The organism is Lentzea nigeriaca (assembly GCF_016907955.1).
In the GTDB taxonomy this organism is placed as follows: Bacteria; Actinomycetota; Actinomycetes; order Mycobacteriales; family Pseudonocardiaceae; genus Lentzea; species Lentzea nigeriaca.
This window is the reverse complement of the sequence record NZ_JAFBCX010000029.1, coordinates 57,208-69,641: the sequence shown is the minus strand read 5'-3', so window position 1 is coordinate 69,641 and position 12,434 is coordinate 57,208. Positions and strand designations below refer to the sequence as shown.

At 69.0% G+C, this 12,434-nt stretch carries 12 protein-coding genes and 1 tRNA gene; 10 read left to right on the top strand and 3 right to left on the bottom strand.

Annotated features, from left to right (window positions below; translation table 11 throughout):
• Window positions 1–77: 77 nt before the first annotated feature.
• Genes JOD27_RS43570 through JOD27_RS43560 form a run of 3 tightly spaced genes read right to left on the bottom strand, consistent with a single transcriptional unit; the run spans window position 78 to window position 4,050 of the window.
• Window positions 78–1,694, bottom strand: coding sequence for a thiamine pyrophosphate-binding protein (locus tag JOD27_RS43570; RefSeq protein WP_204768264.1), 1,617 nt, complete (start codon window positions 1,692–1,694; stop codon window positions 78–80).
• Window positions 1,691–2,629, bottom strand: a complete 939-nt coding sequence (gene speB, locus JOD27_RS43565; RefSeq protein WP_204768263.1) for an agmatinase — start codon at window positions 2,627–2,629, stop codon at window positions 1,691–1,693. Before speB ends, JOD27_RS43570 begins: the two co-directional genes overlap by 4 nt.
• Window positions 2,626–4,050, bottom strand: a complete 1,425-nt coding sequence (locus JOD27_RS43560; protein WP_204768262.1) for a sodium:solute symporter family protein — start codon at window positions 4,048–4,050, stop codon at window positions 2,626–2,628. The genes speB and JOD27_RS43560 overlap by 4 nt, the downstream gene beginning before the upstream one ends.
• Before the next feature lie 82 nt (window positions 4,051–4,132).
• Here JOD27_RS43560 and JOD27_RS43555 point away from each other — a divergent pair, with 82 nt between their 5' ends.
• The 10 genes from JOD27_RS43555 (at window position 4,133) to JOD27_RS43510 (ending at window position 12,401) form a co-directional block, all read left to right on the top strand.
• Window positions 4,133–5,467, top strand: coding sequence for a PucR family transcriptional regulator (locus tag JOD27_RS43555; protein WP_204768261.1), 1,335 nt, complete (start codon window positions 4,133–4,135; stop codon window positions 5,465–5,467).
• 145 nt (window positions 5,468–5,612) lie between these two features.
• A tRNA-Glu gene (locus JOD27_RS43550) sits at window positions 5,613–5,684 on the top strand.
• 107 nt (window positions 5,685–5,791) lie between these two features.
• Complete coding sequence (locus tag JOD27_RS43545) at window positions 5,792–6,478, top strand: SAM-dependent methyltransferase (protein ID WP_204768260.1); 687 nt, start codon at window positions 5,792–5,794, stop codon at window positions 6,476–6,478.
• Window positions 6,479–6,484: 6 nt separating this feature from the next.
• Complete coding sequence (locus tag JOD27_RS47070; protein WP_204768259.1) at window positions 6,485–7,948, top strand: LuxR C-terminal-related transcriptional regulator; 1,464 nt, start codon at window positions 6,485–6,487, stop codon at window positions 7,946–7,948.
• 78 nt (window positions 7,949–8,026) lie between these two features.
• Window positions 8,027–8,458, top strand: coding sequence for a hypothetical protein (locus tag JOD27_RS43535; protein WP_204768258.1), 432 nt, complete (start codon window positions 8,027–8,029; stop codon window positions 8,456–8,458).
• 75 nt (window positions 8,459–8,533) lie between these two features.
• A complete protein-coding gene (locus tag JOD27_RS43530) occupies window positions 8,534–8,809 on the top strand; it encodes a hypothetical protein (RefSeq protein ID WP_204768257.1) in 276 nt (91 codons plus the stop codon).
• Between the two features lie 63 nt (window positions 8,810–8,872).
• Window positions 8,873–9,505 carry a DUF4383 domain-containing protein gene (locus JOD27_RS43525; protein WP_204768256.1) on the top strand — a complete coding sequence of 211 codons (633 nt, stop codon included), beginning with the start codon at window positions 8,873–8,875 and terminating at the stop codon, window positions 9,503–9,505.
• A gap of 70 nt (window positions 9,506–9,575) precedes the next feature.
• Window positions 9,576–10,250, top strand: coding sequence for a M50 family metallopeptidase (locus tag JOD27_RS43520; protein ID WP_204768255.1), 675 nt, complete (start codon window positions 9,576–9,578; stop codon window positions 10,248–10,250).
• Window positions 10,251–10,292: 42 nt separating this feature from the next.
• A complete protein-coding gene (argS, locus tag JOD27_RS43515) occupies window positions 10,293–12,026 on the top strand; it encodes an arginine--tRNA ligase (protein ID WP_204768254.1) in 1,734 nt (577 codons plus the stop codon).
• A gap of 69 nt (window positions 12,027–12,095) precedes the next feature.
• Window positions 12,096–12,401, top strand: coding sequence for a WhiB family transcriptional regulator (locus JOD27_RS43510; RefSeq protein WP_204768253.1), 306 nt, complete (start codon window positions 12,096–12,098; stop codon window positions 12,399–12,401).
• Window positions 12,402–12,434 lie beyond the last annotated feature (33 nt).

Here is a 12,434-nt window from a genome sequence, read left to right as displayed (position 1 = left end):
GACGTCATCTGGGCACTGCTGCGTGACGGCCGGGAGTTTCATCGCTCACCACTCACAGCCCAGATCACTTGACCTGATCATTGAAACTCCAGGTGCGTTGGGGCGAACATGCGCAGGACCGCGGGCAGCACCACCACGTGCGGGCCGTCCCCGGCGAACGCCTTGACGAGGTCCTCGCGCAGCGACTCGGGCGTGCTGCGCGTGGCGGGCACCCCGAACGCCTCGGCGAGCGCCACGAAGTCGGGCCTGGCCAGCTCGGTGGCGGTAGCCTGGCCGAACGCGTCGGTCATGTACTCGCGCAGGATGCCGTAGCCGCCGTCGTCGACGATCAGCCACACCACCCGCGAACCGTGCTGCGCGGCCACGGCCAGCTCCGAGATCCCGTACATGGCACCGCCGTCACCGGACACCGCGAGCACCGGACCGTCCACGGCCGCCGCGACTCCCAGCGCGGCCGGGAAGCCGTAACCCAGCCCACCGGCACCCTGGGCGGAGAACTGCGCGCCACCGCGCGGATCCCACGCCGACCAGGCCCAGTAGCCGAGGATCGTCATGTCCCAGCAGGTCGGCGTGCCGTCCGGAACCGCCGACCGCAGCGCGCTCAGCACCTGCCACTCGAGGTCGAGCTCCTGGTCGGCGAGCCGCGCCTGGACCCGGTCCAGCAGTTCCCGGACACGTGCTTCCGCGACACCGTCCGCAGGCCTGGCCGTCACCCCGGAAGTCAAGGCGCGCAATGCATGCCGGGCATCGGCGTGGATGCCGAGAGCGGGGTAGTTGGCCTCCAGCTTGCCGAGATCCGCCTCGATCTGGACGACCTGGCCGGTGGGGCGGAACGTCCGGTAGTTGCTGGACAGCTCGCCCAGTCCGGAACCGACGACGAGCAGCACGTCGGCGCAGGCGAGGAACTCGGTGGTGTGCCAGTCCTCCAGCCACGACTGCGCGGAAAGCGGGTGCTCCCAGGGGAAGTTGCCCTTGCCGCCGAACGTCGTCACGACCGGCGCCCGCAGCTTCTCGGCCAGCTCCAGCAGCTCGTCCGAGGCACGCAGGGCACCACCACCGGCGAGGATCACCGGCCGCGAAGCGCCGTCCAGCAACCGAACGGCCTCCGCGACCAGCTCCGGCCGAGGGTGAAGTTCCCGCACGGACCACGACACCGACGTCACCGGCGGCACGGAAGCGGGCCCGAGCAGCACGTCCTGCGGAATCTCCACCCACACCGGTCCGAACGGCGCGGTCAGCGCGATCTCCCACGCCTCGGTCAGCGCCGACGGGATCTGCGACGCGTGCCGCACGACCCGAGCGTGCTTCACGACGTCCCGGAACGACGCCAGCTGGTCGGTCAGCTCGTGCAGGTACCCGCCGCGCACCCCGCCCAGCCCGGCGGACGGGATCTGCGACGAGATCCCCAGCACCGGCGCCGAGGCAGCGGCGGATTCCTGCAGTCCCGCCAGGGTTTGCAGCGCGCCGGGCCCGGTCGACACCAGCAACGGCGTCACCGACCCGGTGATCCGCGCGTGCCCGTCGGCGGCGAAGGCGGCGTTGACCTCGGTCCGCGACCCGACGTACCGCAGGTCGGAGCGGCGCAGCGCGTCGAAGAGACCGAGGGCGTGCTGGCCGGGGATGCCGAACACGGTGTGGGCGCCGAGCGCCTCCAGCGTTTCGACGACGACATCACCGCCGTTGCGCTCGCTCACAGTCCCTCCTTGAGCGCCAGCAAACTCACCAAGTCATATGCCACATGCGAAGCAGCGACCGACGTGATGTCCGCGTGGTCGTACGCAGGCGCCACCTCGACGACGTCCGCGCCCACCAGGTTCAGCCCCCGCAGCCCGCGAATGATCTCCAGCAGCTCCCGCGACGTCATCCCACCGGCCTCCGGCGTCCCGGTTCCGGGAGCATGCGCCGGATCCAGCACGTCGATGTCGATCGACACGTACAGCGGGCGCGACCCGATCCGCTGCCGCAGAGCATCGACGGTCTCGTCGACCCCACGCCGCATCACGTCCGACGACGTCACGATCCCGAACCCGAGCCGCCGGTCGTCCTCGAGATCCTTCTTGCCGTACAACGGCCCCCGCGTGCCGACGTGCGAGATCGCCTCGGTGTCCAGGATCCCGTCCTCGACCGCACGCCGGAACGGCGTCCCGTGCGTGTACGGCTCGCCGAAGTACGTGTCCCACGTGTCCAGGTGCGCGTCGAAGTGCAGCAGCGCCACCGGCCCGTGGATCCGCGACACGGCCCGCAGCAACGGCAGCGCGATCGTGTGGTCGCCGCCGATCGTGACCAGCTTCGTCCCATCGGCCTGCAAGTCGGACGAAGCCTGCTCGATCGTCTCGATGGCCTCACCGATGTGGAACGGGTTCACCGCGATGTCCCCGCCGTCCGCGACCTGGACGCGTTCGAACGGCGACACGCCCAGACCGGGGTTGTAGGGCCGCAGCAACCGGGACGCCTCCCGCACGGCCGAGGGCGCGAACCGCGCTCCCGGCCGGTAGGAGACACCGGTGTCGAACGGGACTCCCACCACCGCGACGTCCGCGTGCGCCACCTGGTCGAGGCGCGGCAGCCGGGCGAAGGTCGCCGGTCCCGCGTAGCGCGGGACCTGGGAGGAGTCGACGGGGCCGATCATGCGTTCACCAGTTCCTCTTCGGTTGCGTCACCCGCCACCCGGCGGTCCCACTGCGCCAGCACGGCGGGATCCGTGGCCGGGGTGGCCAGGCTGACCACGATGTACGTCACGAACGACGCGCCGAGGCTGTAGTAGATGGCTTCGTTGGCGTAGACGTCGACGAACACCATGAACCCGATCGCCGTGAGCGAGCCGACCGCCATCGACACCATGGCACCCGCACGCGTCCCGCGCTTCCACACCAGGCCGCCGATGATCGCGACCAGCAAGCCGCCGACGAGGATGTTGTAGGCGACGGTCAACGCGGCCACGACGTCGTTCAGCGCCACTGCGATGCCGATCGCCACGACACCGATGACGAGCGTGAAAATCCGGTTGTTGTGGACGTCGGAGTCGGTCTTGCGGCGCCAGATGTCGTTGGAAGCGACCGTGGCGCACGCGATGAGCGCGCCGGACGACGTGGACATCATCGCGGCCAGCGCGGCGGCCAGCACGAGCCCGCGGACACCGGTCGGCAGCAGGTTCTCCACGATCGTCGCGAACGCCTCGTCCTTGTTCGCGATGTTCGGGTACAGCGCCTTGCCCGCGAGACCGATGACCGCGCCCGCGACGGCGTAGATCAGGCAGTAGAGGCCGGAGGTGATGCCACCCCACGTCGCGACCTCCGGCGACTTGGCGGTGAACACGCGCTGCCAGATGTCCTGCCCGATCAGCAGGCCGAAGACGTAGATGAGCAGGTACGTGATGATCGTGCTCACGCCGATGTTGCCGACGTCGAACACCGCCGGGTCGTTCAGGCGCTGCTGGATGCCGTCGAACCCGCCCGCGGTGGCCAGGCTGATCGGCAGCAGCAGGAACAGGATGCCGACGGTCTTCACGACGAACTGCACGATGTCCGTGAGCGTGATCGACCACATGCCACCGAGCACGCTGTACAGCACCACGATGCTGCCACCGATGATCACGCCGACGGACTTCGGCAGTCCGAAGAGGACGTTGAAGATCGTCGAGTAGGCGATCGTGGACGTGACCGTCAGCATCAGCGTGTACGCGGCCATCACCAGGCCGGAGATCATGCTGGAGTTGCCGCCGTACCTGAGATCGAGCATCTGCGAGACGGTGTAGACCTTCAACTTGACGATCCGGCGCGCGAACAACGCGGAGAGCAGCAGGATGCCGAGGCCGATCGCGAACACCATCCAGGCGCCGGAGATGCCGAACTTGTAGCCGAGCCCGACACCGCCGATGGTCGACGCGCCGCCGAGCACGACGGCCGACATGGTGCCGGAGTACATGCCGAAACCGAGCCTGCGACCGGCGACCAGGTACTCGCTCTTGCTGGTGGCGCGGCGCATGCCCCACCAGCCCATGCCGATCATGCCGAGCACGTAGGCGGCGATCACCGCGTAGTCGAGAGCCACTGTTGGACCTCCTTGGGTTGCAGGTCACAGTAGGAACGCGCTCTGGCGCTGGTAAGTGGTTGTTCTGCACAATCGTCCGACCATGGTTGTGCAAACCGTCCCACTGCGCGATCTCGTCGCGCGAGTCGATCTCGGGCTCACCGTCCTGTGTGGAGCTGACGCCCTGGAGCGGCCGATCCGCTGGGCGCACGTGTCCGAACTGGCGGACCCGACGCCGTACCTGGTCGGCGAGGAGCTGCTGCTCACAGCCGGCGTGCGGTTCCCGTCCGACGTGCCCGCCTACGTCGCCGGACTGGTGTCGTCGGGCGTCTCCGCGATCGGGTTCGGCGTCGAGCCGGAGTTCCCGACGGTGCCGTCGTCGCTGGTGGAAGCCTGTGCGGCGCAGGGGATGCCGCTGCTGGAGGTGCCGCCGTCGACCCCGTTCCTCGCGGTGTCGCAGGCCCTCGGCGCGCTGCTCGCGGAGATCGCCGTGCGGGAGCAGCGGATGCTCGCGGACAGCCAGCGCGCCCTGACCCGCGCGGCGACCCGAGTCCGTCCCGTGGAGTCCGTGCTGACCACTCTGGCCGTTGTGTTGAACTGCCGTGCCGACCTCGTCGACCCCTCGTCCGCACCGGGCGAGCTCGCTTCTCTCGTGGCACGCGTTGCGTCGGGCACGGGGCCTCGTTCGGCTTCGGCCCAGGTGGGTGATGACCACGTGACGCTCGATCCGGTCGAGTCCGCGGTCCTCGTGGTCCGGCGCTCGGCCCCGCTCTCGCCCGCCGAACGGGCCGTCGTCGCGGTGGCGCTCGCGTTGCTCGGGTTGCTGCGCCGGGACGTGGAGAGCGAACGCGGTCAGATCGCGCGGCTCGCTGCGTCGGCGGTGCTGCGCTCGGAGGCGTCCGGACTGGAGGGTGTGCTGGGGCCTGGGCCGTATCGCGTGGTCGCGGGGGAGTCGCGGGCGGACTACGACGTGCTGGCGCAGCGGTACGGGCCGCTGGTGTCGAAGGAGGGGGACGGGTTTCTGGCGCTGGTGCCTGCGGCCTTCGAGGTCTCCGGGCCGGTCGGGGTGTCGGCACCGGTGCCGGAACAGGACGTGGAGGGTGCCGTCGCGGAGGCCGAGGCCTTGCTGGCCCGCGCCAAAGCCACCGGCGAGCCCGCCTTCCCGGCCTCCGACCTTTCCTCTCTCGTCGATCCCGTCGCGGCCCGCGCCTTCGCCCGCCGCGAGCTGGCCGCCCTCCTGGGCCGCCCCGAGCTGATCGAGACGCTGAGGGTCTGGCTGGGGCAGCACGGCAGCTGGGACCGGGCGGCGGCGGTGCTCGACGTGCACCGCAACAGCGTTCGGCACCGAATTTCACACGTCGAACGCCTACTCGGTCGTGATCTTGGTACGGCCGACGCGCGGGCCTCGCTGTGGCTCGCGCTGACGTGGCTCGATTAATTCCTTTGCGGCGTGCCTGGCCCCTCGGTCATCATTGTTCCATGATTGCTGCAGATGAATGGGCCGGAGCGCCCTCGAAGCTGTGACCAGCTCGTACTCATTCTTCTAATTGCTCGCGAGCATTTGTGTATCAATGCTCGTCCTTGGCGTGTTCGTCTAGTGGTCAGGACGCTGGACTCTCAATCCGGAAACACGGGTTCGATCCCCGTACGCGCTACGTGGCCCGGTCTCTGTGGGGTGGACCGGGCCCGCTCGCCTCAGACGGGCCCAAAGAATCTTCCAAAACTTCGCCCGAATGGTCTAGGCGCCAGTTACGCTCTGCGAATGGCTGCGGTCCCCGCCTTCGCACGCTACGAGGTCGACGTACGTCGGCCGAACGCCGCACGGATCCATGACTTCTACCTGGGCGGCGCTCACAACTACGCCGCCGACCGGGCGTTCGCCAAACAGGCCGTCCGGATCGACCCAGGGCTGCCGCTCGTGACCCGAGCGCACCGGGTGTTCCTCCGGCACGCCGTCCGCCACTGCTGGGCGACCGGTGTGCGGCAGTTCCTCGATCTCGGCTCCGGCATCCCGACGTGCGGTGCGACGCACCAGACGTTGCCGGACGCCCGTGTCGTCTACGTCGACTCGGACCCGGTGACCGTCGCGTTCGCGCGCGGGCTGCTGCGCGGCGAGCCGCGCACGTGTGCGATCGAGGCCGACCTCCGCCGCCCCGAGCAGGTGCTGCGCCATCCGGGCGTGGTGTCCCATCTCGACCTGCGCGAGCCCTATGCCGTGTTGATGGTCGACGTCCTGAGATACGTGGACGACGCCACCGGGCCAGGGCGGGTGGTGCGCCGGTATCGGCACGCGTTGCCGGCGGGAGGGTTCCTGGTGGTGTCGCATCCGGCCCCGGTCGAGCAGCTCATGGAAGGGCTGTCGATCGAAGCGCCGTGCGTCGTTCCGGGCGCGTACGCGGGCATCGGACGCAAGCCGGGTCGTATCCAGCCGTCTCGTCGCACCTCCTAAGGGAACGTGCGGGATGCGCTTGAACGGGCGAAGGCGTTGCGGTGGGCGGGAAGACCGCAGGACGCCGCTCTGGAGCTGCGCAAGGCACTCCTGGGCGACGGCGACCGGTGCGAGGTGCTGTACCTGTTGTGGGAGTGCCAGTTCGTGCTGGGCGACCGGGCCGCGGCGCACGAAACCCTGCTGGAGGCCAAGGGTTTGGCCTCGGGAGAGATGGCCGGGCGCGTCGCCGTCGCCGAGGCCAGCTGGCTGATGTCGGAGGGCGAGTACTCCCGCGCCGTCGAGAAGATCGAGGCCGTTGAGACCGGCAACGACGAAATTCGCGCGTACGCGTTGAGCGTCAAGGGAGTCTGCGAGGCGTTCCTCGGTGATGTCGCGCGTGGCACCGCCACGTTGGAAGACGCGCGCACCGCCGCGCACCGCAGCGGTTGCGTCCGTGAGCTCACCAGGGCCGTGGGCAACCTGACCTTCGTGCTCGGCAGTTCGGGACAGCACGAACGCTGCGTGCGCATCGGCGAGGAAGCGTTGACACGCCTCAGGATTCAGGGTCTCGCGCCGACGTTCAGCGCGGTGATCCGCTACAACCTCGCGACCAGCCTGCTCGCGCTCGGACGCTGGCGGGAGCTGGACGCGCTGGAGGTCCCGGACAGCATTCCCGGCAACAAGGCCGCGCGGATCATGCTGTGCAAGGCGGAGGCGGTGGCGTTGCGCGGGCAGGACCCGGACGACCTGATCGAGCAGGCCGAGAAGGTCATCGACGGCCACGACGCGTTGTTCTGCGCTCAGGCCGCCTACACCAGAGCCGTTGTGGCCAGGGCGAAAGGCCAGTTCCGGGCCGCTGTCGAGCTGTGCCGCGAGACGGCGGCCGACCTGCCGGAGGCGTTGACCGGCGGCGAGGTTCTGCGGCTCTGCGCGGCGGGTCTCGGCGCGGCGCGCGATCTCCAGTCCGCGGGCGGCCGGGTGACCAGACTCGATGATCCGGAAGCGACGGAAGAGGAGTTGCTGGCCAGGATTCCGGTGCCGCACGGGCCGGAGGACGAGGTGTGGCGGCGGCTCGCCTTCGCGGAGGCGGGCCGGGACTCGTGGGCCGAGATCGCGGTGGCGTGGGACCGGCTGAAGATGCCCTACCAGGCCGCCTACGCGCGAACCCGTTGCGGTGCACCGGAAGCGCTGCGTCACGCCGACCGCGTCGCACGCCGGCTGGAGGCGCTGCCGTTGGTCAAGATGATCGACCGGCAGGCGCGCAGACAGCGCATTCCGTTGCTGCACGAGGACAAGCCGCGGATCGGCACGTTGACGCCGCGCGAACGCGACGTGCTCGAACTGCTGGGATGGGGCCGCACCAACAAGGAAATCGCCGAGGAGCTCGTCCTGAGCGTGCGCACGGTGGGCCTGCACGTGTCGCACGTGCTCGCGAAGCTCGGTGCGCGCAACAGGTCGGAGGCCGCGCGCATAGCCCGCGACCAAACCTAGGTAATGCGACGGATGTGCGAGTGGTGGTGCATGAGTTCTCCTTGAAGGGCAAGAGAAACCCTGCTGAAGGAGAACGAGATGAACCTCAGGCGCGTCGCGGCCGTGTTGTCCCTCGCCGGCGGAATCACCGCCGGTTTCGCGGGAACCTCGCACGCACAGGTCGCCATGGCCGGTGGGTGCGAGCTGCGCATCACCGAGGTGCGCGCACTGGACCTGCAGGAGACGCCCACGGACGAGATCTTCCTGCGGGTCGGTGACGAGAGAACCGGCACGCGCACCTTCACCGAAGGCCAGACGAGAGAGGCCACCGAGCTCGGGAACGCCGACCAGATCACGGAGTTCGTCGCGCCGGGCGGTTTCACCGTCGTGTCCGTCGTCGAGCACGACCCGACGGTGGACACCGTCATCGGCTCGTTCCGCGTGCCGTGCCGCACCGCCTCGGTGCAGCGTGACGTGTCCGGAGCCGGTGCGTTCTACCGGGTCTCGTACGTCGTGACCCAACTGCCGTAACGAGAATCCGCAACGAGAATTCCGGGCGCCGAGCGGTGGGCGCGGCGCCCGGAGCCCACCTTCGAGGAGACCGACTTGCCCATGAATCCGACCGATCCAGCCACCGACATCGAGCTGTGGGCCCTGCTGCACGTCGACGAGTTCCAGTTCCGGCTCGTCAAGCCGTGGAACCTGGACGCGCTGGAGGCCGCCCTGCGCACGGCCACCGCACGCGGCACGCAGGTCGAGGTCCGCGCGTACAACGAGCAGAACGCCGAGATGACCGTGCTCGTGAACCCGTCCAGGGCCCGTGTGGTGCACATCGGCAAGCGCAACGTCGTCGTGGTCCGCAACGGCATGCCGGACGTGTAGCGGTTTGACGGACATCAACGCTGGGTAACCGTCCAGCGACAAGTACAGAGCCTGGAGGGCGTCATGACCCACCGCGTCACTGTCAAGGTCGCCGGTCTGCAACCGGTGCAGGTGCTGGCCGCACTGGCCGGCATCGCGTTCATCGTGTTCGGCGTCGTGGGCTTTTCCCGCACCGGGGTGGGCGACTGGGCCACCCACTCGTTCGTGCTCGGGTTCTCGGTGAACCCGCTGCACAACCTGGTGCTCGTGGCCGCCGGCGTGCTCGGTCTGCTCATGGCTCTCGGTTCGGGCCTCGCCCGGCTGTACGGGTGGTTGCTGTTCATCGGTTGCGCCGCGATCTTCGTGTGGGGCCTGATGATCACCGGCATCCTGGCGCGGAACCCGGCGTCGCAGTTCGGCAACCCGTTGGCGCTCAACACGAACGACAACTGGCTGTACCTCGGCCTCGCTCTCTTCGGCCTGCTGCTCGCGGTGCTGCCCGCGCGCCGCAAGGTGATCGAGGAGGAAGAGGAGCCGGAGCTGCCCCAGCAGCGCTCGGCAGCGTTCCGGGGCGTTCGCGACGAACCGGCCCGCGAACCCCGCATCGAGGAGATGGACCCGACCGTCAGCCCGAGGGAACGGGAACCCGTCACCAAGGAGCAGGCCGTGGTCGACCCCAAGACCGACCGCGTGAGCAAGGACAAGATCAAGCACTGACCCTGTCCGGAACAGACGCGCCGTGAGAGCCCACATGCGGCTCTCACGGCGCGTCTGTTTCGATGTCCCGATGCCGGAGCTGACTCACGAGGTCCTCATCACCTGGGGCACCGCGCTCGCCGCGTTCCTGGCCGTAGCGCTGCACGGGATCTGGCGGGTCACCCGCAACGTCATCACCATCGCCCACGAGGGCGGCCACGCTCTGGTCGCGGTTCTCACCGGCCGCCGCCTCAGCGGCATCAAGCTGCACTCCGACACCAGCGGCCTCACGGTCTCGCGCGGCAAGCCCCGCGGCCCCGGCATGGTGTTCACCGCCCTGGCCGGCTACATCGCCCCGTCGCTGCTCGGCTTCGGCGCGGCCGTGCTCATCACCAACGAGCAGATCAAGCTCATGCTGTGGATCAGCATCGGCTTCCTCGCCGCCATGCTCGTCATGATCCGCAACGTCTTCGGCGTGCTGTCCATCATCATCACCGGCGGCGTGTTCTTCTTCGTCTCCTTCTACGCGACGCCCGAGGTCAGGGACACCGCCGCGTACGTCTTCGCCTGGTTCCTGCTGCTCGGCGGCGTGCGGCCGGTGTGGGAGCTGCAGGTCAAGCGGTGGCGGCGGCAGGCCCCGAAGTCCGACGCGGACCAGCTGGCGTGGCTCACCGGCGTGCCCGCGCTCGGCTGGGTGACGCTCTTCGGCTTGGTCAGCCTCGCGGCGCTCGTGGGCGGCGGTGCATTACTGCTTGGCAGGTGGTGAAATACTGGAACTCTTCAGCTGCTTTTCAGGAAGGTGGGTTCAGTGCTGCGTGGGGATGTCGGGCTCGAGCTGGGCCAGCGGGTCGCGCGGGCGTTGCGCACCGCTCTGGACGTGGACATCACCGCCGAGGAAGCGCTGATCCGACCGTCCAACCGAGACGGTGCCGACTACCAGTGCAACGTGGCGATGAGCCTCGCCAAGAAGGTCGGCCGCAACCCGCGCGAGGTCGCGCAGCTGATCGTCGAGCACCTCGACGCGGCCGACGCGATCGAGACCCCGGAGATCGCGGGTCCCGGCTTCATCAACCTGAAGCTGCGCCGCGAGTGGCTGGAGACGCAGACCGCGCGCCTGCTGGGCGACGAACGGCTGGGCGTGCCCACGGTGGCCGAGCCGCGGCGCATCGCGATCGACTACAGCAGCCCGAACGTCGCCAAGGAGATGCACGTCGGGCACCTGCGCTCGACGATCATCGGTGACGCGTTCTGCCGGCTGCTGTCGTTCGCGGGCCACGAGGTCATCCCGCACAACCACCTCGGTGACTGGGGCACGCCGTTCGGCATGCTCATCGAGCACCTCACCGACGAGGGCCACGGCGCCGACCACGAGATCAGCGACCTCAACGCGTTCTACCAGCAGGCGCGGCAGAAGTTCGACAACGACCCGTCCTTCGCCGACCGCGCGCGCCGCCGGGTCGTGCTGCTGCAGGGCGGCGACGAGCAGACGCTCGCGCTGTGGAACGAGCTGGTCGCGGAGTCGCAGCGGCACTTCAACCAGATCTACGAACTGCTCGGCATCGGCCTGTCCGCCGGCGACAACTACGGCGAGAGCTTCTACAACCCCTATCTCGCCGACACGATCACCGAACTGCAGCAGAAGGGCCTCGTCGAGACCAGCGACGGCGCCCTGTGCGTGTTCCCGCCCGGCTTCACCAACCGCGACGGCGACCGGCTGCCGCTGATCGTCCGCAAGAGCGACGGTGGCTACGGCTACGCCACGACGGACTTCGCGACCGTCCGCTACTGGGTGCGCGAGCGCAAGGTCGACGACCTGATCTACGTCGTCGGCACCCCGCAGGCCCAGCACTTCCAGATGATCTTCGCCACCTCGAAGCAGGCGGGCTGGCTCGACGACGCCCACACCGCCGTGCACACGGGCTTCGGCACGATCCTCGGCTCGGACGGCAAGACCATCCGCACCCGCGCGGGCGGCACGATCAAGCTGATCGAGCTGCTCACCGAGGCGATCGAGAACTCCTACAAGGTCATGCCGGAGACGTCCGAAGTGGAGGGTGCGGAGAAGGACGCGCTCGCCCGCACCATCGGCCTCGGCGCGGTGAAGTACGCGGACCTCTCCAACGACCGCGAGAAGGACTACGTCTTCACGTGGGAGAAGATGCTCGCCACCACCGGCGACACGTCCGTGTACATCCAGTACGCGAACGCCCGCATCCTCTCCATCGGACGCAAGGTCGGCCGCGAGGCCCCTGCGGACGCCCCACTGGTGCTGCGGGAGCAGGCCGAGCGCGACCTGGCCCTGAAGCTGCTGCAGCTGCCCACGGCGATCCAGGCCGCCATCGACGAGCTCGCGCCGCACAAGCTCACGACCTACCTGTTCGAGACGGCAACGGCGTTCTCCACGTTCTACAACAGCTGCCCGGTGGCGACGGCGGAGACGCGGGAGCTGCAGGACTCGCGCCTGCACCTGCTCACGCTCACGTCGCGAGTGCTCACGCTGGGTCTGTCGCTGCTGGGCATCGGCGCACCCGAACGCTTGTAGAAGGTTTACCCCTGGTCAGACCACGGGTACGCAGTGATCGCAACTCTTCCGCCCAGCAAGGGAGTCGCGATGACCTGCACGACCCGTCTGCCCAAGCCGGTCACCGACGTGTGGGACTGGCAGATGGAAGGGCTGTGCCGCGGCCAGAACAGCGCCGTCTTCTTCCACCCCGACAACGAACGCGGCTACGCCAGGGCCGCGCGGGAGGAGAAGGCGAAGGCGATCTGCGCGCACTGCCCGGTGCTCGAGCAGTGCCGCGAGCACGCGCTCGAGGCCCAGGAGCCCTACGGGGTGTGGGGCGGTATGGGGGAGGACGAGCGGCGCCAGATCATCGCCGCGGCCCGGCGCCGCGTCCGTGTCCGCGTCGCCAGCTAGCCGGGCCGCCGACTACGTCGATGAAGGGAACCT

Bases quoted from the DNA above. Each gene is read 5' to 3' on its own strand.
- JOD27_RS43555 (WP_204768261.1), top strand. From the start codon at position 4,133: ATGGTTGTGCAAACCGTCCCACTGCGCGATCTCGTCGCGCGAGTCGAT.
- JOD27_RS43510 (WP_204768253.1), top strand. From the start codon at position 12,096: ATGACCTGCACGACCCGTCTGCCCAAGCCGGTCACCGACGTGTGGGAC.
- JOD27_RS43545 (WP_204768260.1), top strand. From the start codon at position 5,792: ATGGCTGCGGTCCCCGCCTTCGCACGCTACGAGGTCGACGTACGTCGG.
- JOD27_RS43520 (WP_204768255.1), top strand. From the start codon at position 9,576: ATGCCGGAGCTGACTCACGAGGTCCTCATCACCTGGGGCACCGCGCTC.
- JOD27_RS43535 (WP_204768258.1), top strand. From the start codon at position 8,027: ATGAACCTCAGGCGCGTCGCGGCCGTGTTGTCCCTCGCCGGCGGAATC.
- speB (WP_204768263.1), bottom strand. From the start codon at position 2,629: ATGATCGGCCCCGTCGACTCCTCCCAGGTCCCGCGCTACGCGGGACCG.
- JOD27_RS43525 (WP_204768256.1), top strand. From the start codon at position 8,873: ATGACCCACCGCGTCACTGTCAAGGTCGCCGGTCTGCAACCGGTGCAG.